This is a genomic window from Ectothiorhodospira mobilis, assembly GCF_900114895.1.
Lineage (GTDB): Bacteria > Pseudomonadota > Gammaproteobacteria > Ectothiorhodospirales > Ectothiorhodospiraceae > Ectothiorhodospira > Ectothiorhodospira mobilis_A.
In genome coordinates, this window is record NZ_FOUO01000001.1 from 99,797 (window position 1) to 122,726 (window position 22,930).

Here is a 22,930-nt window from a genome sequence, read left to right on the forward strand (position 1 = left end):
CCATGAAACAAAGCCGCAGTATCCCGCGCAGACCGGTCCCGTACCAGGGCCCGGATCAACTACGACGCAGGGCCCCGCCGGGGGCGCCCACCGATCCAGGGAGCAACGCAGTGAATCCTCCAGCATCCAGCCATGCCGGCACCGGTATCCAGGGCCTGGACTTCGTGCTCCAGGGTGGCCTGCCCGAGGGGCGGCCCACCCTGGTGCGGGGTGGCCCCGGCACCGGCAAGACGGTGATCGCCCTCACCTTCCTCTGCCACGGTATCCGCGACGGGGGAGAGAACGGCGTGCTGGTCACCTTCGACGAATCCCCCCAGGCCCTGATCCACCATGCCCAGGGGTTCGGCTTTGCGGCGGAGGAATACCGCCAGGACGGGCGTCTGCGCATCCTGGACATGCGCCCCGATCAGGACGAAGTGGTAGGCCAGGGCCTGGAGTTGACCGCCGTGCTGGCACGCATCGACCATGCCCTGCAGGAGGCCGGCGCACGGCGCCTGGTGCTGGATGCGGTGGAGGGCCTGGAAGGGGCCTTCGGGGGTCAGGGCAGCCTGCGCCGGGAGCTGGGCCGGCTCTTCGACTGGATCCGGGAACGGGAGATCACCTCCCTGATCACCACCGGGGAGATCGAGGACTTCAACACCCGCTTTGGCCTGGAGGATTACGTGGCCGACTGCGTCATCGCCCTCAAGCAGGACCTGGAAAACCGGGCCATGACCCGCCTGCTGCGGGTGGTGAAACGCCGCGGCGGCCCCCATGCCGGGGGCGAATTGCCCTTCCTGCTGGACGCACAGGGCATCTTCATGGTGCCGGTGAGCGGGGCCGTGCTCAACGCCCGCATCTCCGACGAACGCCTCTCCAGCGGCATCCCCGACCTGGACCGCATGCTGGGGGGCCAGGGTCCCTACCAGGGCTCCACCGTGCTGCTCTCGGGCCAGGCGGGCACCGGCAAGACCAGCATCGCCGCCACCTTTGCCCAGGCGGCCTGCAGCCGCGGCGAGAAGGTGCTGTTCATCAGCTTCGAGGAGAGCGTGGATGAACTGGTACGCAACCAGCACAGCATCGGCGCCGATCTGGCCCACCATGCCGGGGAGGCCGGCGGGCGGCGGCTGGTGATGGAGCCGGTGCGGGCCATGGAGATGGGGCTGGAGGAGCACCTGATGCGCATCATGCGCGCCCTGGATCGCCACCGCCCGGACATGGTGATCCTGGATCCGATCAGCAGCCTGGCCAGCCGCCACGTGGGGGACGGGACCAAGGAGATGCTGCTGCGGCTGATGTATCTTATCAAGGAGCGGGGCATCACCGCCGTGGCCACGGAACTGCTGGCGGACGACAGCCGGGGCGTGAGCCAGCTGGATATCTCCTCCATGATCGATGTCTGGATCAAGCTGCGCCGCCATGAGGAGAACGGCGAGCTCAACCGCCTGATCCAGGTGGTGAAGGCCCGCGGGCTGCCCATCTCCAACCAGGTGAAGGAATTCCGCCTCTGCGACCAGGGCCTGGTGATCCAGGAGCCCTATATCGGCGAGGGGGGCATCGCCTACGGCACGGCCCGGGAGGCGCGCCAGGCGGAGGACGAGCAGCGCCAGGAGCAATTGGAGGAGGAGCTGACCCGGCGCCGCCGCCTGCGCCAGGAGATGGATGCCATCCACGAGGCCCGGGAGCGCCTCACCCGGGCCGAAGACGATGCCCGGGCGGTGGAGGTGGACCGGGAGATCGCCGAGCTGGAGCGCCGCCTGGCCAACATCCAGCGGGCCCGCTCCACCGTCAGCCGGAGCCGCACATGAAGAAATATCTCCTCAAACTCTATATCGCCGGCATGACCCCCGCCGCCCGCCGCGCCCTGGAGAACCTGGAGGCCCTGTCCCGGGACCTGGCCGCCGCCGACATGGAGCTGGACGTGGAGGTGGTGGACATCCTGGAGCGGCCCCAGCTGGCGGAGGACGAGCGCATCCTGGCCACCCCGGTGGTGGTGCGCAAGCTCCCGCCCCCCATCCGCCGCGTGGTGGGGGACCTGTCGGAGCGGGAACGCCTGCTGGTGGGGCTGGATATCCAGGAGCGCTGATTCCGTCCCCCTCAGGGTGCGCCCAGAGCGCACCCCATCATCCGAAGGGGTAAAGGCCGTTCACTGGGCGAAGTAGCGGCGCAGGTATTCCGCGAAGTCCGGCTCATCGGCCGCCTCCAGGTCCCGTTGCTCACGCAAGGAGCGGGAGGCGGCCGCCTCCAGCTCCGCCTCCCGCGCCGCTTCCAGGGCAACATCCCGAAAGTAGGCGGCATGCTGCAGGGACACCCGCCGGGCGAATAGGTGAAACCCCTCCTCGCAGGCGGCCATCTCCTCCAGCATGCGCGCCGAGGGGGTGAGGGCGGCATCCGCCACCTTGGCCCGCTGGGCCTGCAGCGCGGTGGTGTAGGGCCTTCCCGGAGTCTCCCCGTCCAGCACCCGGCACAGGGGTTCCATGGCCGCCAGGACCTGCTCTGCCCACGCCCGCAGGGGGATGGGCTGCCCGTCCCGCTGCAACAGCTTCAGGCCCGGGTCGCGGCCGCGATGGGCCGTGGCGCTCTGGTTGTGGTCGATGGAGAGCTGCTCCAGCTCGTCGAGCTCGGGGCTGTCGTCCAGCAGGGCGAAGATCATCAGGGCCTCCAGGAAGTGCAATTGATCCCGCCCCAGCCCCATGGGTTCGAAGGCGTTTACGTCCAGGGAACGCAGTTCCACATAGGCCACGCCACCGCGGCGCAGGGCCCGCACGGGCTTCTCGTTGCCCTGGATCACCGGCTTGGGGCGCACCGTACTGTAGTACTCGTTCTCGATCTGCAGGATGTTGGCGTTGAGCTGGCGGTACTCCCCGTCCACGCAGACCCCGATGCGCTGGTAGTCCGGCGAGGGGGTATGGATGGCCCGCTCCAGGGACTGCACATAGGCCTCCAGGCTGTTGTAGTTGGCCTTGATCCCCGTCTCCTCCTCCTTGCGGTTCTGGTAGCCGATGTCCCCCATGCGCAGGCTGGTGGCATGGGGCTCGTAGTAGGTGCCCTCGTCGAACTCCGCCAGGGTGGTGGGCCGGCCGGCCAGGAAGGAGCGGCACACCGCCGGCGAGGCGCCGAAGAGATAGGGCACCAGCCAGCCCAGGCGCTGCAGGTTGCGGATCATGCCGAAGTAGACGCGGTCACGGAACCGGCGCGGGTCCTCGCCGCCGCCCGTCACCTCCCGGTACACGGGCCAGAAGTCATCCCCCATGGAGAAATTGAAGTGCACCCCGGCGATCACCTGCATGAGGCGGCCGTAGCGGTGCCCCAGCCCCAGACGGTAGACGGTCTTCATGCGCCCGGCGTTGGAGGTGCCGTAGCGGGCCACCGGGATGCTGGCCTCCCCGTCCAGCACGCAGGGCATGCTGGTGGCCCAGAGGAACTCCTCGCCGATGCGCGGATAGGTGAAGGCCTGCAGGTCCCGCAAAAACCCCAGGGCCGCGTCCCCGCCGTCACAGGGCGGGGTGATGAACTCCAGCAGGGCCTCGGAATAGTCCGTGGTGATCCAGGGATGGGTGAGGGCCGCCCCCAGGGCCGGGGGATGGGGGGTCTGGGCGATACTCCCGTCGGGGTTCACCCGCAGGCTCTCCTTCTCCAGGCCCACACGGCAGGAGCGCAGGCAATGGGACTGCCCCCGCTTTTGCAGGGCCTGGAGGCGCGCTTCGTAGGCTGCGTACAACGTTCCGGATCCTTGTTTCGGGATGCATGGCGGGGAAACCCCCATGGACACAGGATACTGCATGCGCCGGGGCGAGGGGCGGGGGCATCCCGCCGCCACCCGGCCGATGCGGGCCATGACAGCGCCGCGCCGCTGACCGATAATACGCAATGAATCGACCACGGATGCGCCCCATGGCCTCACTGCTGCGCAACTGGCGCCGCCGCCGCGCCCTGGCCCGCGCCCCCATCCCGGATGCCCTCTGGAACCGGGCCGTGCAGGCCTTTCCCCTGTCGGCGGGACTGAGCCCGCCGGATCGGGCCCGCCTGCGGGTCCTGGCCACCCAGTTCCTGGAGGAGAAGCGCTTCTTCGGCGCCCATGGCCTGGAGATCACCCCGGAGATGGCCCTGGACATCGCCCTGGAGGCCTGTCTGCCCATCCTGGAACTGGGGCTGGACTGGTACGACCAGTGGACCAGCATCATCGTCTACGCCGACGACTTCCTGCCCCGCCACGAGGTGGTGGACGAATGGGGTGTGCTGCACGTGGACGAGGCCCCCTACAGCGGCGAGGCCTGGGAGCGGGGGCCGGTGGTGCTCTCCTGGGGGACGCTGCAGCGGGGGGAATCCCTGGCCATCCACGAATTCACCCACACCCTGGACATGCGCAACGGCAGCGCCAACGGCATGCCCCCGCTGCACCGGGACATGCCCCCCCGGGACTGGACCCGGATCATGACGACGGCCTACGATGACCTGCAACGGCACGCCGATACCCGCCCATTCGACCCCTATGCCGCCCAGGATCCGGCCGAGTTCTTCGCCGTCATGAGTGAATACTTCTTCGCCCACCCCCGCCTGCTGGCGGAACACTACCCCGAGGTCTACGGTCAATTCCGGCGGTTCTTCCGCCAGGACCCGCTGGCACGCATGCCATGGGAAGGAGACATCACGACCGGGAGGACAGCATGACCCAGAGCCTGCGCGAACAACTGCTTCAGGCCGGACTGGTGAGCGAGGAACGGGTCCGGCAGGCCGAGGCCCCCGCCCCGCGCAAGTCGGGCAAGGGTCGGCGCGGCAAAGGGCCGCGGCGTGCTCCGCGCAAGGGTCAGGCCCCCGGCGGCGGGGCCCGCACCGCCCCCCGCCAGGAGGCCGCGCCAGCCAGTGGCACCACGGACCGCGCCCTCAAGGCCCGGCTGCGGGAGCTGGTCTCCGCCCACCGCGAGAACAGCGAGCAGGCGGATCGGCCCTACCACTTCCAGGTGGGCAAGACCATCAAGCACGTGTACGTGACCCCGCCCCAGCAACAGGCCCTGGCCGAGGGGCGGCTGTGCATCGCCTTCCTGGACGGACGGCGCCATCTCCTGCCCGCCGAGGTGGGCCGGGAGATGCTGCGCCTGGACCCGAAACGCACCGTCCTGTTCCCGGCAGAGGAGGCGGGGGAATGAGCCCCGCACCGGGACCGGTCCGCCCAAGGCGGACCGCCCTCCTCCCAACCCCCCTTGATCCCGACACGGGAGTAGCCAGACCCATGCAAGCAGTAATCCGTAGTATCGCCCGCCCCATCCTGATCCTGGCCCTGACCCTGGGTCTGGCCGCCACGGCCCAGGCCGCCGGCGGCGGCAAGCCGGAGAAGACCTACCCCGGCTACCTCCCCCTGGAGCCGGCCCTGGTGGTGAACCTGGACAACCCGCGCCGCCCCCAGTACCTGCAGATCCAGGCCCAGTTCTACGTGGAGACGGCGGAGGACGCCGCCAAACTGGAGAAGCACATGCCCGTGGTCCGCGACCGCCTCATCACCTTCTTCGGCGGCCGCGACCCGGAGACCGTGCAGAAGGCCAGTGAGCGCGAGACCCTGCGCAGCGAGGCCCTGGCGCGGCTACAGCAGACCATGCAGGAGATCACCGGCTCCCAGGCGGTGAGCAATCTCTACTTCACCGGCTTCATCGTGCAATGAGCCCGGACGCGGTCCCCATCACGATCCCGTTCCACGACCCTGGCGCAACGCCCATCCCACCCCTATCCTTCGTGGGGAAAAAGGCGACCCCAGGGAGACCGAGAACATGAGACAACCGAACCCGTTGCAACACCTCCTGCCCCGCCTGGCGGTGCCCACCGTCCTGGCCCTCGCCCTGCCCCTGCAAACGGCGGCTGCCCAACACCTCGGGGAGACGAACGCCCCCACACTGCACCTGGCCCAGTCCGGCGAGGCGCCGGCGGTCTCCCAGCAACCGGCATCGCCCCCGGATGGGACCGACGACACCGGCATGCCCGAAGAAGCGGATCAGGCCGCGCAGGAAGCGGTTGTGCCTGACGGACCCGAATCCCCCGATGAGTCAGGCCCTGCGGACACGGCTGCCACCGACGGGGACGGTGCTGAAAACGGGAACGAGGCCGAGGAGGAAGCCCCCCGGACCGCCCCCCCCGAAGGCAGCGAGGGGGAGGATGGGTCCCGGAGCGACCAGGAGGCCCTGGGGGACGAGGAAACCCGGGCCGCAGAGGAGGAAGCCGAAGGGCAGGACGGCGAGGACCAAGGGGATGAGGATCACGCCGCTGACGAAGGTTCCCGGGACGACGATGCCGGCCCCCATGGCCGCGTCGCCCGCGCCGCCTTCACCTCGGGCATCGAGGACCGGGAACCGGTGGACCGCCTGGAGACGGTGGATGCCGGCAACGGGGAGGTCCTGTTCTTCACCGAGATCCGGGACCACGAGGGCGGCACCATCATCCACCAGTGGCGTTACCAGGGCTGGGACATGGGCGAGGTGCGCTTCGAGATCGACGGACCACGCTGGCGGGTCTGGTCCAGCAAGACCCTGCGGCCGGAGTGGACCGGGCCCTGGACGGTGCGGGTGGTGGACCAGGACGGCCGCCTGCTGGACGCATACCACCTGCGCGTCACCGGCGGCGACTAACGGCCGATCACTCCCCGGCCCCGTCCCGTTCCAGGGCCTCGCAGGCCTCCAGCCATTCCCCCTCCAACCGCGCCAGGTCCCGCTCCACCCGGGCCTGGCGCGCCAGCAGTTCCTGCAGGCGGGCCTTGCCGCCCTCCTCGTAGAGGGCGGGATCGGCCAGGTCCTGTTCCAGTTCCGCCCGCTGGCGTTCCAGGTCCTCGTGCTCCCGCTCCAACCGGGCCACCCGGTCCCGCAGGGGCTTCTGGCGGCGCCGGCGCTCCGCCTCCTCCCGCCGGCGGGCCTTGCGCTGGGCAGCGCCGTGATCCCCGGTGGCCGTTCCCTGGCCGTCCTGGGCCGCCCGCTCCCGCTCCGCCAGCCACTGGCGGTAGTCTTCCAGGTCCCCATCGAAGGGGGCCACGCCGCCGTCGGCCACCAGCAGGAAGTCATCGCAGACGCTGCGCAGCATGTGGCGGTCGTGGGAGACCAGCACCACCGCCCCATCGAACCCCTGCAGGGCCATCTCCAGGGCATGGCGCATGTCCATGTCCAGGTGGTTGGTGGGTTCATCCAAGAGCAGCAGATTGGGCCGCTGATACACCAGCAGGGCCAGTACCAGGCGGGCCTTCTCCCCGCCGGAGAAGGGCCCCACCGGCGCCAGGGCCTGGTCGCCGTGAAAACCGAACCCCCCCAGGAAATCCCGCAGGGGCTGTTCCCGGGCCCCCGGGTCCAGGCGCTGCAGGTGCAGCAGGGGGCTGGCCTCCAGGTCCAGTTGTTCCAGTTGATGCTGGGCGAAGTAGCCCACCGCCAGGTCCGGGGCCGGCTCGCGCCGCCCCGACACCGGCTCAGCCGCCCCCGCCAGCAGCCGCACCAGGGTGGACTTGCCGGCCCCGTTGGGCCCCAGCAGCCCCAGGCGATCCCCGGGGTGCAGGGACAACTCCACGCCGGACAGCACCGGCGTCTCGCCGTAACCCGCCGCGGCCCGGTCCAGCTTGAGCAAAGGGTCCGGCAGGCGCTGCGGGGCGGGGAAGGCGAAGCGGAAGGGGGTGTCCACATGGGCGGCGGCCACCCGGGTCATGCGCTCCAGGGCCTTGAGCCGGCTCTGGGCCTGGCGGGCCTTGGTGGCCTTGGCCCGGAAGCGGGCCACGAAGCCCTCCAGGTGGGCGATCTCCCGCTGCTGGCGCTCGTGCTGGGCCTGCTGGCGGCGCAGGGCCTCGGCCCGGGCCTGCTCGAAATCGGAATAGGTGCCGGTGTACAGGGTCAGGCGGCCCCGCTCGATGTGGGCCACGTGGCTCACCACCCGGTCCAGGAAATCCCGGTCGTGGGAGATGAGCAGGAGGGTGCCGGGATAACCCGCAAGCCATTGCTCCAGCCATAGCACCGCCTCCAGGTCCAGGTGGTTGGTGGGCTCGTCCAGCAGCAACAGGTCGGAACGGCACATGAGGGCCCGGGCCAGGTTCAGGCGCATGCGCCAGCCGCCGGAGAAGGTGGATACGGGCCGCTGCTCCTCGCCGGGGGCGAATCCCAGGCCGTGGAGCAGACGCCCCGCCCGGCTCTCGGCGGTCCAGGCGTCGATGGCGTCCAGGCGGCTGTGCAACGCCCCCAGGCGGGTGCCGTCACCGGCGGCCTGGGCCGCGTCCACCTCGGCCTGCAGGCGGCGCAGCTCCGCATCGCCGTCCATGACGTAGTCCAGGGCCGTGCGCGGCGACGCCTCCACCTCCTGGGCCACGTGGGCGATCACCCAGCCCTCCGGCAGCCGGCAGTGGCCCCAGTCAGGCGACAGTTCCCCCAATAGCAGGGCGAAGAGGCTGGACTTGCCCGTGCCGTTGGCCCCGGTGAGGCCCACGCGCCAGCCCGGATGGAGGGTGAGTTCGGCCCCTTCGAACAGGACATGGGGCCCCCGGCGCAAGGTCAGGTCTTCCAGTTTCAGCATGGGGCGGGAGTCTACCAGCCCACCGCGCATACCGCCGCCCCGGCGGGACCGGAATTCCGTCACACCCTGGAACGGAACGGCCCATGGCGGCGACGGATTTCCGTCGCCTATCCCCAATAAAAGCACAAGCCGTTGAATCATCGGCATATCCATGCCTGGCATGGAAATCGCAAGAAGGCAGGCAACACCCAGCCGAGTCTCCGCCATGATGCGCCACATCATCCGCTCACCGCTCCAACAGGCCCACAAAGGCGACAACACGCTGATGGCCGGCCCGAGGCTGCTGCAGGGGGGCAAGCGGGACCTGCCCCCCCAGGGGGCCGCGGCCATCCCGCCGAACCCGGCGGCCATCCTGCAGCGCCTGCAGACGACCCTGGAGCTGGGGCCCCTGATCCAGATCTTCTCCGAATCCCTGCACCCGCTGGTGCCCCATGACGGCATCGCCTTCGACTGCCCGGAACAGGGCATCCACATCAGCCACGGCCGCATCTCGCGCCATGTCTGCAGCTACAACCTGATGGTGGAACAAACCCCCCTGGGGGAGCTGCGCATCCTGCGCGGGCGCAAGTTCCGCACGGCGGAGCTGAACGCCCTGGAGGAGGCCCTGACCGTGCTGGTCTACCCCCTGCGCAACGCCCTGCTCTATCACCAGGCCGTGAAATCGGCGCAGACCGACCCCCTCACCGGCCTGCTGAACCGGGCCGCCCTGGACCGCATGCTGGAGCGGGAACTGGCGGTGTCACGGCGCTCCGGCGGACACCTGTGCCTGCTGGTGCTGGACGTGGACCACTTCAAGGCGGTGAACGACCGTTTCGGCCACCAGGCGGGGGACCAGGTGCTGCTGGCGGTGGCCGACCGCCTGCGCGCCCTCACCCGCCGGAGCGACATGGTCTTCCGCTACGGTGGGGAGGAGTTCGTCCTGCTCATGGGAGACACCGATCCCGAGGCGGCGGATCAGGGGGCCCGGCGTATTCATGAGGCCATCCGCGAGCGTCCCCTGGAGATCACCCCGGGCCAGTGCATCGGCATCACGGTGAGCATCGGCATCGCCTGCGGCGGCGGCAGCGAGGAGCCCGGCAGCCTCTTCCGCCGCGCCGACCGGGCCATGTACCGGGCCAAGGACAGCGGCCGCAACCGCATCGTCTGGGCGGATCCCCTGCCGGGCTGAAGACAGTACCGGCGGGGGCTGTTATCGTTACCCCTTTGCCCGGATCCCGCTCGCCCATGGAACCCGCCACCCCCGCAGACCATCCCCCGCAAGATCCCCGCTTCACCCTGGAACTGGACGGCGCCCGGGTGACCGTGCTGGGCACGGCCCATGTCTCCCGGGTGTCGGCCGAGACCGTGCGTGACCTGCTGCGCAGCGGCACCTTCGACGCCGTGGCGGTGGAGCTCTGCCCCAGCCGCCATGACGCCCTGGTGGACCCCGGCGCCCTGGCGCGCATGGACCTGTTCCAGGTGCTGCGCCGGGGCAAGGCCCCCATGGTCACCGCCAGTCTGGCCCTGGGGGCCTACCAGCAGCGCATGGCGGAGCAGTTCGGCATCGAACCCGGCGCGGAGATGCGCGCCGCCCTCCACGAGGCACAAAACGCCGGCCTGCCGGTGCTGCTCATCGACCGGGAGGTGGGCACCACGCTGCGCCGCTGTTACCGCAACATCCCCTGGTGGCGGCGCATGAACCTGTTCACCGGCCTGCTGGCCGGGATCCTCACCCGGGAGCGCATCTCCGAGGAGGAGATCGAGCGCCTCAAGGGCGGGGACCTGCTGGAATCCACCTTCGACCAGTTCGCCCAGGAGTCCCGGGCCCTGTACGATCCCCTGATCCGGGAACGGGACCGCTACATGGCGGCCCGTATCCGCCAGGAGGCCACCGGCGGAGATCATCGCCACCTGCTGGCGGTGGTGGGGGCGGGCCACCTTGGCGGCATCCGCAAGGCCCTGGAGACGGACACTGCCGAACCCCCGGAGGCGGTGATCCGCGAACTGGACCAGGAACCCCCGCCGGCGCGCTGGCCGCGGGTCATCCCCTGGCTGATCGTGGCCCTGATCCTGGCGGGCTTCGTGCTGGGGTTCAGCCGCAATCCGCAGCTGGGATGGCAGCTGGTGGCCGACTGGGTGCTGATCAACGGCCTGCTCACGGGCCTGGGAGCCATCCTCGCCGCCGCCCATCCCCTCACCGTGGTCACCGCCGCCCTGGCGGCCCCCCTGACCTCGCTGAACCCCACCATCGGTGCGGGCTTTGTCGCCGCCGCCGCCGAGGTCTGGCTGCGCAAGCCCACGGTGGGGGATTTCTCCCAGCTGCGCCGGGACACGGCCCATCTGCGCGGCTGGTGGCGCAACCGGGTGTCACGGGTCCTGCTGGTGTTCCTGTTCTCCACCCTGGGTTCGGCCCTGGGCACCTATATCGCCGGCTTTCGCATCGCCGGGCGCCTCTTCGGCGGGGACTGACATCCCCTCCAGGGCGCGCAGGGACTCCAGGGCCCGTTCGGCGCGGCGCACATGGGCCGCCAGCTCCGCATCCCCCGGCCGCAGGCGCTGCAGGCCGCGCCAGACCGCCAGGGCCTCGCGGATCCGCCCCGCCAGGTAATGGCGCCGCCCTGCCTCCAGCCCGGACTCCATGCGCGCCGTGACGGCCCGCTCCAGGTCGGCGCGCAATGCCTCCAGGTCCGCCCCCGCAGGGGGATCCGCCGCCAGGGCCTGCAGGTGCCGGCGCGCCCCCATCAGCTCCCCCGCCGCCAGGGCCCCGCGCAAGGCCGCCAGCCGGGCCCGCCCCTGGGATTCGGCCTCGGCCCGGCGCCGTTCCTGCAGCGCCTGCAGGCGGTCCTCCCGGGCCGCACGGGCCGCCTGCAGGCGCCGCTCGGCGGCCTCCCCCGGGGCCAGGGCGCGGGCCAGTTCCAGGCTCTCCACGGCCAGGAAGGGGGCGTCCTCGGCCAGGGCACGGGCCCCCAGCCGGGTCAATGCCTGCGCCATCGGTCCCACCTGGGCCCGGACCATCTCCCACTCCCGCCGTGCCGCCGCATCCTGCGGGGCGAGACGAAGCCACTGCGGGTACAGCCCCGCCAGGCGCGCAAGATGACGCCCCCGGGCCAGGAGCAGACGCATGTGCAGGGCCTGCAGCCGGGCCGCCTGCTCCTCCCGGGCCCGGTCCCGTGCCGCCGCCAGTGCGCGGCTGTCGGGGCAGCAGGCGAGCCCCCGCCGGTAGGCCGCCTCCGCCGCCGCCCATTCGCCCCGCCGCAGATGTCCCGCCGCCTGCAGCAGCATCGCCTGTTCCAGGGCGGCGGCCAGGCGCTGCACGTGCACCGCCTGGGACCGCGGCAGCGCCGCCTCCCCGCGCGCCTCCTGCCGGCGCAGGATCTCCCGGGCGCGGCCATAGTCCTGGCGCTCCACGGCCCGGCGCACCGCCTCGGCGGGGCTCAGGTCCATGGAGGCGGTGATGGGGGCGCAGCCCGCCAGCAGGAGCACCGCGCCCAGGATCACCCCCCTCATCATGCCGCGGTCTCCTCCCCCAGCAGGCGCGTCAGGCGCGCCTCCATGGCCTGCCGGCAGGTGGGGGCCAGACCCGCCACTCGGCAGGTGGGCACCGGTTCCGCCTTGCCCCGCACCGGGATGTCGCGGTGGGCCTGTACGCGCACCCGATGGCGGACATCCCCGTGCCGACACAGGTCCCGGGGGGCCAGCACCTCCCCCGGCCCGGCGGCGGCCATGAGCCGCGCCGCCAGGTTCACCGCATCCCCCACCACGGTGTACTGCAGCCGGTCCTCCGCCCCCATGTTGCCCGCCAGCATGGGGCCGCTGTTGACCCCCACGCGAAACTGCACCGGCGGCTCCCCCGCCGCCTGGCGCAGGCGGTTCAGGCGTGCCACCAGGGATTGCAGCATCACCCCGCTGGCGATGGCGTGGAAGCGGTGGTCCGGGTCATCCTCGGTGACACCGAAGACCAGCATGACGCCGTCGCCCATGAACTTGTCGATACTGCCGCGGTAATGGCGGGCGATGTGGCTCACATAGGTGAAATAGGTGTTCAACAGGCCGGCCACCCGGTCCGGGGGCAGGGTCTCCGCCAGACGGGTGAAGCCGGCCATGTCGGCAAACACCACCGAGGCCTCCACCTGGCGCCCCCCCAGACCGAGCCGGTCCAGGTTGCTCAGGATCTCCCGGGCCACGCCGTCGGAGACATAACGGCTCAGGGCCCCCTCCACCTGGGACTTCTCCTGCAGGCCGAGGGCCATGCGGTTGAAGGCGCGCATGAGATGCCCCAGTTCGTCCCGGCGCGCCTCCGGCAGGCGGTGATGGTAGTCCCCGGCGCCGATGGCCCGGGTGGCCTCCACCAGACGGTGCAGGGGACGGGAGAGATGGCGCCCCACGGCGAAGGCGGCGGCGCCCCCCAGCAGGCTGACCGCCAGGGTGGTGAACAGGATGCTGCGCAAGGTGGCCGCCACCGCGCGGCGCTCGCCGGCCTGGCTCAGGGTGACCATGGCGGTGCCCAGGGTCATGTCCCGGAAGCGGATCGACTCGCGGTAGACCGCCGCGTCCGCTCCCGGCGCGAGCGCCTGTGTGCCGGCGGGCACCCGGCCCGCACGGGCCAGGACCCGCCCCGAACGGTCCTGCACGGCCGCCCCCAGCACCGCACCGCTGCCCACCAGGTTGACGATGAGGGCCTCCAGGGCCAGGCCGTCGTCGGCCAGGACCAGTTCCTTGGAGGACTCCGCCAGCTGCACCACGGCGGAGTGGCCGAAGGTGTCCATCTGCGCGCGCAGCAGCGCCCGCTGCTGCTCCAGGATCACGGCCCCCAACAGGGCCATGGATCCCACCAGCAGCAGGGAGATGATCGCGCCCAGCTTGTAGGCAACGGGGATGTGCCGCGGCAGGCGGGAGACCACGCCGCTGCGCACCCGGGTGAAGAAGGATCCCATACCGGTCCTCTGTGGAGGAAAAACCCCTTCCCCCCAGGGTGGGGGATGAGGGGCATCATACGCATCCCCGGCGTCCCCATACAGCCCGCCCCCACGGGAAGCCCCCCGAGGCATGCGGATCCATTACACTCCCGAGGAGGACCCATCCGGCGGACCGGATGACGCGGCAGCGCCCCCACCACGAGAAGAGTTCCCCATGACCCTGACCGAGCTCCGCTACATCGTCGCCGTGGCCCGCGAGCGCCACTTCGGCCGCGCGGCCGAGTGCTGCCACGTGAGCCAGCCCACCCTGAGCGTGGCGGTGAAGAAGCTGGAGGAGGAGCTGGGGGTGATCCTGTTCGAACGCAGCAAGACCGAGGTGAGCATCACCCCCGTGGGGGATCAGGTGGTGCGCCAGGCGCAGCGGGTGCTGGAGGAGGTGGACACCCTGGGGGAACTGGCCCGCCAGGGCCGGGATCCCCTGAGCGGCCCCCTGCGCCTGGGGGCCATCCACACCATCGGGCCCTACCTGCTGCCCCACCTGGTGCCGGAGGTGCACCGGCGCGCGCCCAAGCTGCCCCTGGTGATCGAGGAGAACTATACCGCACGCCTGGCGGAACGCCTCAAACAGGGGGAACTGGATGCCATCATCATCGCCCTCCCCTTCGAGCAGCCCGGGGTGGTCACCCTGCCCCTCTACGAGGAACCCTTCGTGGCGGTGCTGCCGGCGGGGCACCCCCTGGGCGCGCGGCCACGGCTGCGGGTGAACGACCTGGCGCGGGAGAACCTGCTGCTGCTGGGGGCGGGGCACTGCTTCCGGGAGCAGGTGCTGCACTTCTGTCCGGAGTGCCACACCATGGTGGGCTCGGGCAACGATATCCAGTACACCGTGGAGGGCAGCTCCCTGGAGACCATCCGCCACATGGTGGCCACGGGCATGGGGGTGACCGTGCTGCCCTGCTCCGCCGCCGGGGACGACCGCTACACCCGGGACCTGCTGGCCATCCGCCCCTTCGAGGCGCCCGCCCCCTTCCGCCAGGTGGCCCTGGCCTGGCGCTCCAGCTTCCCACGCCCCAAGGCCATCGAGGTGATACGTCAGGCCATCCTGCAGGCCCGCGTCCCCTGCCTGCAGATGACGGCCGACGCCACCTGAGGCATCCGACTCAGGCGCCGCTGGCGGCGACTCAGGGGGCGGTACAGCCCCCTACGGCCCCTTCAGGACAAGGGCGCCCATCCGTCCACAGGGCATGCCCCAGCCGCACCCCCTCCAGTTCCGCCCCCGTCAGGTCCGCCCCGCGCAGGTCGGCATAGCCCAGGTCCGCACCGGTGAGGCGCGCCCCGGAGAGATCCGCATCCCGAAGCACCGCGCCCACCATGCGCGCACCGCTCAGATCCGCCCCGGACAAGTCCGCACGCTGCAGGTCGGCATAGGAGAGATCGGCCCCGGAGAGGCGGGCCTCCCCCAGGCGCACCCCCAGCAGGTCGGCGTTGCTCATCCGGGCACCGGTGAGGTCCGCCCCGGACAGGTCCGCCCCCGCCTTGCGGCAGTAATCCCAGTTCACCCCCGGGGCGGCCCGGGCGGTGCAGTCCGGACGCCCGGTCTGGGATGCCGGCTCCAAGCCCCAGAAGAAGAGCGCCCCCAGAGTCAGCGTCAGCAGCAGGGCCAGCCCCGTCCACAGGCGTGCCCCACCCGGGAGGCGGCGCGCATCCGGCATGCGGGAGAGCAGTTCCGCCCGCTGGCGGCGGTGCTGCAGGATCTGCGGGGGCTCCGGACGGCGCCGATCCCCCTGGCGCTGATCGCGGAAGATCGCCTCCTGGGCGGAGCCCGCCGCGCGGCGCTCCCGCAGCCGCTCGTCCTCCCGCATGCGCGCCTGCAGCAGGCGTTCCCGCCCTTCCGGGGTGTCGGCCTCCAGCAGCTCCCGCGGGATGAGATGGGGATGGGTCTCCACGGGATGCCAATGCTGCCCGTCCGGGCTGATCTCGTCCTCCAGGGTGAGACGGCCCAGGAGCAGGTAGCGGGAGACCACCCCCGCAGGGTAGGGGCCCCGCACGTGCCCGTCCCGGCGCATGTACCACAGGGTGTGCTCGGTCTCGGTGGACGGTTCCATGGCGTCGCGATCTCAGGGGGCGGACGGGGGGCACTTCCCGGTGGGCGTCATTCCCGGTCGAGGATGAGGGCCTCCACCTCCACCACCTGCTGCTGGGCGCGCTCGATGAGGGAGCGGAGGATGGACGGTTCGAGCCCCGCCCGCTCCCAGACCCCGAGCTCGATGGGCGGGGCGTCCTCGGGGTCGCGGGTGTCCAGTTCGGCCATGTGGGCCACGGTGTTGGCGATGTGCACCAGGGCCACCTCTTGGGCGTATTCCGGGGTGGCCATGGGCTCGTGGTGATAGCGGATGCAGTGGATAAGGTTGTCCGGCAGGTTCCAGTGGCCCGCCAGGGCACCGCCCACCTGGGCGTGGTCGTAGCCGAGGACCTCCCGTTCCGCCCGCTGCGGCGGCATGCCCCCGCCCTTGGCGATGCCCAGGAGGAAGGCCTGATGGGCCTCGTGCGGCTCGCGGTTGAAGATCAGCAGGCGGCCGATGTCGTGCAGCAGGCCGCCGATGAACACGGACTCCGTCTCCCGCAGTCCCGTGTCCTCGGCCAGCAGACGCGCCACCAGGCCGCAATAGATGCTGTGGCGCCAGAAGTCCTCCATGGACATGAGTTCGTTGGGGATGCCCTCAAAGGCCTTGGCCACGGTGGTGGCCAGCACCAGGTCGCGGATCTGGCGGATGCCGATGACGTTGACGGCGCGGGAGATGGTATCCACCCGGTGGGAGAGGCCGTAGAAGGGACTGTTGGCCACCTGCAGCAGACGGATGGTCAGGGCCGGATCCTGGCTGATGAGCCGGCCGATGTCCGCCACGGTGGCCTCGGGATCCTCCACCATGGCGTTGAGGCGGACCGCCACCGCCGGCAGGGACACCAGACCCGTGGCCTGATCCACCATCTGTTCGATCGTCAATGACATGGCTTCCCCCGGATTTCATACGCCGTCCCGCTCCCGGAGCCGGCTTGCCTGGGCTTTCCCTTCGGGTCCCCCATCATACACTCATGCGGGCGCTGCGGGGCGACCCGCAACCCCACCGGCGGGACGATTCCGGGGGCGGACGGCCTCCCGGGGGCGGACCGGCCTCAGAGGAGGCGCCCCCCCAGGAAGAAGGCCGCCAGCGACAGCGCCAGCACGACGGTCCCCCAGGCGATCCCGCGCCGCAGGCGCAGCTTGCGCGCCCGCTCCACCTCCCAGCGGGCCACGGGGGAGGCCGTCGCGGCGGGGCGCGGCGGCGCGGGGGCGGCCCCGCCGTCGGCCCTTGCCTCCCCCGGCGAGGCCCCGGCATCGTCCCGGGGCGGCGCGGCGGCCTGCCCCTCCCGGGAGGGGGCCGGGGTCCCGCCGTCCTGCCCGCCGCGATCGGCCTGGGCCTCCTCCCGGGCTCGGGCCAGTTCCGCCTCCAGGGCCCGGCGCCGCTCCGCCTCCTGGGCCTCCCACTCCTGTATCTGCCGCTGCAGGCGGTTGAAGCGGGCGCGCAGGTCCCGGGTCTCCTGACGGGCCGTCTCCCGCTCCTGCTCCGCCCGTTCCACCCGGGAGAGGGCCTGCACCAACTCGTCCTCCGCCTGTAGCCGGGCCAGTTCCGCCGCCTCGGCACGGGCCTGCAACTCCCCCTGGGGCCGCTCCGGGGCGCGGCCGTCGCTGGCGGCCAGGGCCCGTTCCGCCGCGCCGGTGCGCTCCCGGGCCGAATCCAGCTCCCGGTGCAGGCGCTGCACCTCGGCCTCCGCCTCCTGACGGGCGCGAGTGGCCTCGCGCACCTGGCGGTCCGTGTCCATCAGGCGTTCCGAGGCCTCCTGCAGCTCCGCCTGCAGGCCCTCCCGCCCCGCCTCCGCCTCTTGCAGCCGGGACTCCAGGGCACGGATCCGCCGCCCGGCCTCGGCCTCGTCGGAGGTCTGCTGACGCAGCATGAGTTCGCTGCGCAAGTATTCCAGCTCCCGTTCCAGACGGGCACGCTCCTGGGTACCGGCACGGACCTGCTCCCGCGCCCGCTCCAGTTGTTCCCTCAGCTGCGCCGCCTCCTCCCCGGCATCCCCTCCGGAGTCCCCCCCCGCCGCAGGGGCCTGCCCGGGGGATGCGGCGGCGGGCTTGGCCACCTCCCCCGGGGCTGCAGGGGCCGACAGGAGGCGGCCGGCGGTGTCCAGGATCTGCCCGGCGCGGAAGGGTTTCATCACCACGTCGTCGGCCCCGCAGGACGCGGCCCGGGTACGGGTGGCGGTGTCGTCCTCGTTGCCGGTGATCACCACCACGGGAAGCCGTTGCAGGCGGGCCTCGCCGCTCTCCCGGATACGCTGCAGCAGCCCGTAGCCGTCCAGGCGCGGCATGGACAGGTCAGTGAAGACGCAGCCGATGTCCGTCTGCGCCTGCAGGACCTCCCAGGCCGCCTCGCCGTCGGCGGCCTCATGCACATGGTAGACCGGACCCAGGATCTTCTTCAGGGCCTGGCGCATGACGCGGGAGTCGTCCACCACGAGCACACCGCCCGCGCCCTCCCGCGCCGCCGGGGTGCCGGCGGGGGTATTCATACGGCCCTCCGGGGGCCCGGGGGCATGCGCAAGGGATCGGCACGGCCAGGATGGATCATCTTCGGTTCCTTTACATCGGGCGCAACCGGGCATGATAGGGGCCGGAAAGGGGAAAAAATGCGCCGGACATCCCATCCTTCCGCCGCAAGGCAATCACGGCACCCTTCACGGAGTGTAGACCCTGTCTTGCGGGATGTGCGCCGGGCCTTGATCCCCCCCGGTACCGGGTCCATCATCGCCTGATGTGCAGCGATGCTGAGAGGGAGCGCCAAATGACCGAGACCGTACTCATCACCGGGGCCAGCCGCGGCATCGGCCTGGAACTGACGCGGCAGTTTGCCCAGGCCGGGGCGCGGGTGATCGCCGCCTGCCGCCATCCCGAGCGCGCCCCGGAACTGAACCGCCTGGCGGCGGATACCCAGGGACGGGTGAGCGTGCAGCCCCTGGACGTGACCCAGCCGGCCCAGGTGGCGGCCCTGGCGGCGGTGATGCAGGGGCTGGCCCTGGACATCCTCATCAACAACGCCGGCGCCTTCGGCCCGGTGGCCCCCTTCGGGGAGACGGACGAGGCCGCCTGGATCGAGACCTTCCGCATCAATACCGTGGCCCCCCTCAAGCTCATGGAGGCCCTGGCGGACAGCGTCGCCGCCAGCGAACGCCGGCTCATGGTGAACATGACCAGCAAGATGGGCAGCATCGCCGACAACCGCTCCGGCGGGCTCTACATCTACCGCTCCACCAAGGCGGCCCTGAATGCGGTGGTGGCCAGCGCCGCCCACGACCTGCGGCCCCGGGGCATCACCGTGGTGGCCCAGCACCCCGGCTGGGTGCGCACGGACATGGGCGGCCCCAACGGCGAGATCTCCGTGCAGGAGAGCGCCACCGCCCTGCGGGGCATCTTCGCGCGCCTGGGCCCCGACGACAGCGGCCGCTTCATCGACATCGACGGCGGGGACATCCCCTGGTGAGGTCCCGGCGTCTGCGTGCCCTGGCGGGGACCGTCCTCAGCGTGGGCGCGGCGGGCGGGGTCTCGCTGCTGCTGGTGCTGCTGGCCCTGCGCAGTTGCGGCATGACCCCAGGGCAGATGCAGGACGAGATCCTGCTGCGGGAGATGAACCTGGAGGCGGGGGAGGCCTACCGCACCGCCCGGGCCGACGAGCCCGGGGTGGTCACCCTGGACAACGGCCTGCAGGTGGAGATGCTGGCCCGGGGGGATGGTCCGGTACCCGGGCCGGAGGACCGGGTGCGGGTCCATTACGTGGGCCGTCATCTGGACGGGCGGGTCTTCGACAGCTCCCGGGAGCGCGGCGCCCCCGACGTGATCGCGGTGAAGGACACCATCGCCGGCTGGCGCCAGGCCCTGACCAGCATGCCCGAGGGCAGCCGGGCGCGGCTGGTGGTCCCCCCCCACCTGGCCTACGGCGAGGGCCGCGCCGGACCCAGCATCGGCCCGGCGGAGACCCTCCTCTTCGAGGTGGAGCTGCTGGAGGTGCTGGACGGGTCCGGGGACAGGGAATAGCACCCCTGCCGGGGCCGGTACCCCCTACCCCTGCCGGCTCGACTCGCGCTGGCCGCCCATGCCATCCGGCAGGGGGTCCGGACTCGCACCGCATTGTTCGTTGCCGGGCACCGAGAAATCGATCTTGCGGGGATAGGGCAGGTCCATGTCGTGCATGATCTGCACGAACTCGGCCTCGGTACGGCCTTTCCCCAGGCGGGGATTGCGCAGCTTTTCCTGGCCGATGGTGGTGATGCGCCGGTCTTCGTAATCGTGGGCGGGATAGACCAGGGTCTCGTCGGGCAGGCGGAAGAACTGATCGTGGATGCTGTGGTACAGCCTGTGGGCATCGCCGGACTGGAAGTCGGTACGCCCGCAGCTTTCGATCAGCAGGGCATCGCCCGAGAACAGTAGCTTGAGGCCGTGGTGATCCAGCAGGTAGGCGTGGTGGGTATCGGTGTGCCCCGGGGTGAACAGCGGGTTCAGGACGATGCGGCCCAGTGCGAAGGGCTCGCCCTCGCGCACCCCCATGTCCCGGCAGGGGAGCGCATCCATGGCCGGGCCGACGATGCGGCATCCGGTGGCCTGTTTGAGCCGCAGTGCGCCCGTGATGTGATCGGCGTGGATATGGGTTTCCACCGCAAAATCCAGGGTCAGCCCCATGGACTGGAGCACTTCCAGATCCCGTTCCACGGTCTCCAGCACGGGATCGATCAGGGCCGTGACCCCGGTATCGGGGCAGGCCAGCAGGTAGGTGAAGGTGGAGGATTCTGGTTCATAGAGCTGTCGGAAATGCATGGCACCCTCTTCGCGTGGGGCCGGGGCTTTCCCCGCAGTATGGGGCCCTGTCCCAGGGGTGCCCCGTCCCGGTCACTGATGTCCGCCGTCTGCGTACCGGCTCCGTACAGCGGTGGTCATGGAGCATCGTCGCATGCCTTGCGGGCCAGGTATACGCCGTAGCTATAGTAGGCCTTGAACCGCTCGTACAGCTCGATCTCCCGCCGTTCCGCCTCCACCACCGCCCGCGCCTGGGTGCTGTGGCCATTGCGCTGGAGAAAGGCCGCGAATCCGGTCTGCAAGGGGCGGTAGTAGTGCTCCAGCCAGCAGTGCTCGGGCAGCACGAAGTAGGCGATGGGGGAGTACCCATTCTCCTCCAACACCCTCATCTTTGCGGAAGGCAGATCGATCTCGGGGTACTCCCCTTCCCAGTAGGCCTGGATCTCCCCGGGACGGGTGGGGGTCAGCCAGGTGATCTCGGAGGCCATCAGCAGTCCGCCGGGTTTCAGGTAACGGCGCCAGTGTGCCACGCCCCGGGCGAAACCGATGTGGTAGATGGCCCCTTCGGACCAGATCCCATCCAGTTCCCCCGCCCCGAACGGCAGATCCTCCATGCTGGCGCACAGGGGGGTGATCCTCCCGGCCACCCCGGCGGTGCGGGCCCGCTCCATCAGCACGTCCAGGAAACCCTGGAGGAAATCCACGGCGGTGATGCGGGCATGGGGCAGCACCGAGGCCAGTACCAGGGTGGAGGCCCCCGTGCCACAGCCGATGTCCGCGATCCTCAGCGGGGCCTGGGGATCCAGGCCGGACCATTCGATGGCCCTTCGGGTCTCGTTCTCCCCACCCGGACCCTGGCGTTGGGCGCCCTTGTGCAGATCCACGAGCAATGGGAATTCATCCATCGCTTCTCTACCCTGATTGAGTCTTTGCCTTCGATGCGCTCGAGGAGACCGACATGCCCGAGCCCGGCCATCCCGGCCGCCCCACTCTACGCCCGCAGGGGGCACGGTCGCCATGGATCCCCTTCCTGGCCGGGATCACGTGGCTCGGGATCAGCGCTTCCAGCGCACCTGATACAGGTCCAGGCGGCGGTCCACCAGGTTGCGCACGCTGCCGTGGGTGCGCAGTTCCTTGAGGTTGTCCAGGTCCAGGTCGGCGATGAGGGTCATCTCGGTGTTGGGGGTGGCCTCGGCCGCCACGGCGTCGTGGGGGAAGGCGAAGTCCGAGGGGGTGAATACCGCCGCCTGGGAGTACTGCATGTCCATGTTCTCCACCCGCGGCAGGTTGCCGACGCTGCCGGAGATGACCACGTAGCATTCGTTCTCGATGGCCCGGGCCTGGGCGCAGCGGCGCACCCGCAGATAGGCGTTCTTGGTGTCGGTCCAGAAGGGCACGAACAGCACCTGCAGACCCTGGTCCGCCAGGATGCGGGGCAGTTCGGGGAATTCCACGTCGTAGCAGATGAGGATGCCGATCTTGCCGAAGTCGGTGTCGAAGATGCGCACCTGGTCCCCGCCCCGCAGGCCCCAGTAGGCGCGTTCATCGGGGGTGATGTGCAATTTGTACTGCTTGTCCCAGCTGCCGTCCCGGCGGCAGAGGTAGGAGACGTTGCGCAGCTCCTGGTCCTCGTACTCGGGCATGCTGCCGGCGATGATGTTGATGTTGTAGGCCAGGGCCAGGCGCACCATCTCCTGGCGCAGGGGCTCGGTGTATTCCGCCAGGTGGCGCACCGCCTCGGCGGTGTTCTCCTGATTGAACTGGGCCATGAGGGGCCCGTTGAAGAATTCGGGGAAGAGGATCACGTCCGACTGGTAGCCGGAGACGGCGTCCACGAAGTACTCCATCTGCTGCAGCAGGTCGTCCAGGGAATCCAGGGGCCGCATCTGCCACTGCACGGCACCCACACGCACCACCTGCTTGGTGCCGCCGATGAGCTTCTCCTTCTCATCGTAATAGATGTTGATCCATTCCAGCAGGGTGGCGTAGGCCTGGGACTCCCGGTCGTCCGGCAGGTAGTCGTTGATGATGCGGCGCACGTGGAAGTCGTTGGAGAGCTGGAAGGTGAGCACCGGATCGATGATCTCCTTGGACTTGACCAGCTCCACGTACTGCTGCGGGCTCATCTCGTCCCGGTACTTGTGGTACCCGGGGATGCGCCCGCCGGCGACGATGGCCCGCAGGTTGAGCTTCTCGCAGAGCTCCTTGCGGGCATCGTAGAGTCGCCGCCCCAGGCGCAGGCCGCGGTAATCCGGGTGTACGAAGACATCCACCCCGTAGAGGGTGTCCCCCTCGGGGTCGTGGGTGGTGAGATAGCCCTTGCCGGTGATCTCCCAGTAGCGGTGACGGTCGCCCCAGCGGCGGTAGTCCACGATCAGGCTGATGGCGGCGGCCACCACCTTGCCGTTGTCCTCGATGCAGATCTGGCCCTCGGGGAAACGCCGGATCTGGGCCTCGAACTGCTCCCGGGTCCAGGCCCCGTCCAGGGTCTTGTATACCGACTCCATGATCTCCCGGATGTCCTCGTAGTCCTCCAGCCGGGTGTTGCGCAGGGTGAGGTGGTGACCGTCGTGTTCCGATTCGGGGGCATCCGACATGGGGTGTTGCTCCGGCACAGGATGGGGTTTGGGTGACCGGCTAGGATAGCGGA

At 70.6% G+C, this 22,930-nt stretch carries 21 protein-coding genes; 11 read left to right on the forward strand and 10 right to left on the reverse strand.

Annotated elements, in window-relative coordinates; genetic code table 11:
* Positions 1-110: 110 nt before the first annotated feature.
* Together kaiC and BM214_RS00440 are read left to right on the forward strand one after the other, a co-directional pair.
* Positions 111-1,787: a circadian clock protein KaiC gene (gene kaiC, locus BM214_RS00435; RefSeq protein ID WP_244887784.1), complete on the forward strand. Its 1,677-nt coding sequence runs from the start codon at positions 111-113 to the stop codon at positions 1,785-1,787.
* Positions 1,784-2,065 carry a circadian clock KaiB family protein gene (locus BM214_RS00440; protein ID WP_090483236.1) on the forward strand — a complete coding sequence of 94 codons (282 nt, stop codon included), beginning with the start codon at positions 1,784-1,786 and terminating at the stop codon, positions 2,063-2,065. Before kaiC ends, BM214_RS00440 begins: the two co-directional genes overlap by 4 nt.
* A 60-nt stretch (positions 2,066-2,125) precedes the next feature.
* On the opposite strand, the gene gshA is transcribed toward BM214_RS00440, so the two are convergent.
* Positions 2,126-3,745, reverse strand: a complete 1,620-nt coding sequence (gene gshA, locus BM214_RS00445) for a glutamate--cysteine ligase (RefSeq protein WP_090483410.1) — start codon at positions 3,743-3,745, stop codon at positions 2,126-2,128.
* Positions 3,746-3,873: 128 nt separating this feature from the next.
* Between gshA and BM214_RS00450 the strand changes: the two genes are divergently transcribed.
* From BM214_RS00450 to BM214_RS12895, 4 genes are all read left to right on the forward strand, one after another.
* Positions 3,874-4,650, forward strand: a complete 777-nt coding sequence (locus BM214_RS00450) for a M90 family metallopeptidase (protein ID WP_090483411.1) — start codon at positions 3,874-3,876, stop codon at positions 4,648-4,650.
* Entirely contained in the window at positions 4,647-5,126 is a 480-nt protein-coding gene (locus BM214_RS00455) for a DUF2058 family protein (RefSeq protein WP_177217537.1), read from the forward strand. Before BM214_RS00450 ends, BM214_RS00455 begins: the two co-directional genes overlap by 4 nt.
* Before the next feature lie 83 nt (positions 5,127-5,209).
* A complete protein-coding gene (locus tag BM214_RS00460) occupies positions 5,210-5,635 on the forward strand; it encodes a flagellar basal body-associated FliL family protein (protein ID WP_090483238.1) in 426 nt (141 codons plus the stop codon).
* A gap of 106 nt (positions 5,636-5,741) precedes the next feature.
* Positions 5,742-6,593: a DUF2914 domain-containing protein gene (locus tag BM214_RS12895; protein WP_143096319.1), complete on the forward strand. Its 852-nt coding sequence runs from the start codon at positions 5,742-5,744 to the stop codon at positions 6,591-6,593.
* A gap of 7 nt (positions 6,594-6,600) precedes the next feature.
* Here the strand turns inward: BM214_RS12895 and BM214_RS00470 are convergent, their stop codons facing one another.
* A complete protein-coding gene (locus BM214_RS00470) occupies positions 6,601-8,502 on the reverse strand; it encodes an ATP-binding cassette domain-containing protein (protein ID WP_090483412.1) in 1,902 nt (633 codons plus the stop codon).
* 205 nt (positions 8,503-8,707) lie between these two features.
* Between BM214_RS00470 and BM214_RS00475 the strand changes: the two genes are divergently transcribed.
* Positions 8,708-9,670, forward strand: a complete 963-nt coding sequence (locus BM214_RS00475) for a GGDEF domain-containing protein (RefSeq protein WP_090483240.1) — start codon at positions 8,708-8,710, stop codon at positions 9,668-9,670.
* 56 nt (positions 9,671-9,726) lie between these two features.
* Complete coding sequence (locus BM214_RS00480) at positions 9,727-10,950, forward strand: TraB/GumN family protein (RefSeq protein ID WP_090483241.1); 1,224 nt, start codon at positions 9,727-9,729, stop codon at positions 10,948-10,950.
* Here the strand turns inward: BM214_RS00480 and BM214_RS12900 are convergent.
* A complete protein-coding gene (locus tag BM214_RS12900) occupies positions 10,849-11,991 on the reverse strand; it encodes a hypothetical protein (RefSeq protein ID WP_090483242.1) in 1,143 nt (380 codons plus the stop codon). The two genes, BM214_RS00480 and BM214_RS12900, sit on opposite strands and share 102 nt — an antisense overlap.
* Positions 11,988-13,415 (reverse strand): adenylate/guanylate cyclase domain-containing protein, encoded by a 1,428-nt coding sequence (locus BM214_RS00490; RefSeq protein ID WP_090483243.1) that lies wholly within the window; start codon positions 13,413-13,415, stop codon positions 11,988-11,990. The genes BM214_RS12900 and BM214_RS00490 overlap by 4 nt, the downstream gene beginning before the upstream one ends.
* A 196-nt stretch (positions 13,416-13,611) precedes the next feature.
* On the opposite strand from BM214_RS00490, the gene BM214_RS00495 reads away from it, so the two are divergent.
* Positions 13,612-14,547, forward strand: coding sequence for a hydrogen peroxide-inducible genes activator (locus BM214_RS00495; protein ID WP_090483244.1), 936 nt, complete (start codon positions 13,612-13,614; stop codon positions 14,545-14,547).
* A gap of 31 nt (positions 14,548-14,578) precedes the next feature.
* Here the strand turns inward: BM214_RS00495 and BM214_RS00500 are convergent, their stop codons facing one another.
* The 3 genes from BM214_RS00500 to BM214_RS00510 all read right to left on the reverse strand — a co-directional run bounded on the left by BM214_RS00500 (position 14,579) and on the right by BM214_RS00510 (position 18,005).
* Entirely contained in the window at positions 14,579-15,502 is a 924-nt protein-coding gene (locus tag BM214_RS00500; RefSeq protein ID WP_090483245.1) for a pentapeptide repeat-containing protein, read from the reverse strand.
* Between the two features lie 47 nt (positions 15,503-15,549).
* Positions 15,550-16,407: an HDOD domain-containing protein gene (locus BM214_RS00505; RefSeq protein ID WP_090483246.1), complete on the reverse strand. Its 858-nt coding sequence runs from the start codon at positions 16,405-16,407 to the stop codon at positions 15,550-15,552.
* A 164-nt stretch (positions 16,408-16,571) separates the two neighbouring features.
* On the reverse strand, positions 16,572-18,005 hold the full coding sequence (locus tag BM214_RS00510; RefSeq protein WP_177217538.1) for a response regulator: 1,434 nt from the start codon (positions 18,003-18,005) through the stop codon (positions 16,572-16,574).
* 272 nt (positions 18,006-18,277) lie between these two features.
* On the opposite strand from BM214_RS00510, the gene BM214_RS00515 reads away from it, so the two are divergent.
* On the forward strand, positions 18,278-18,973 hold the full coding sequence (locus BM214_RS00515; RefSeq protein ID WP_090483248.1) for an SDR family oxidoreductase: 696 nt from the start codon (positions 18,278-18,280) through the stop codon (positions 18,971-18,973).
* Positions 18,970-19,524, forward strand: coding sequence for an FKBP-type peptidyl-prolyl cis-trans isomerase (locus BM214_RS00520; protein ID WP_244887785.1), 555 nt, complete (start codon positions 18,970-18,972; stop codon positions 19,522-19,524). Before BM214_RS00515 ends, BM214_RS00520 begins: the two co-directional genes overlap by 4 nt.
* Before the next feature lie 24 nt (positions 19,525-19,548).
* Here the strand turns inward: BM214_RS00520 and BM214_RS00525 are convergent, their stop codons facing one another.
* The 3 genes from BM214_RS00525 to BM214_RS00535 form a co-directional block, all read right to left on the reverse strand.
* A complete protein-coding gene (locus tag BM214_RS00525; protein ID WP_090483249.1) occupies positions 19,549-20,301 on the reverse strand; it encodes an MBL fold metallo-hydrolase in 753 nt (250 codons plus the stop codon).
* A gap of 116 nt (positions 20,302-20,417) precedes the next feature.
* Positions 20,418-21,185: a class I SAM-dependent methyltransferase gene (locus tag BM214_RS00530; protein WP_090483250.1), complete on the reverse strand. Its 768-nt coding sequence runs from the start codon at positions 21,183-21,185 to the stop codon at positions 20,418-20,420.
* Between the two features lie 150 nt (positions 21,186-21,335).
* On the reverse strand, positions 21,336-22,877 hold the full coding sequence (locus BM214_RS00535) for a bifunctional GNAT family N-acetyltransferase/carbon-nitrogen hydrolase family protein (protein WP_090483251.1): 1,542 nt from the start codon (positions 22,875-22,877) through the stop codon (positions 21,336-21,338).
* Between the last annotated feature and the right edge of the window lie 53 nt (positions 22,878-22,930).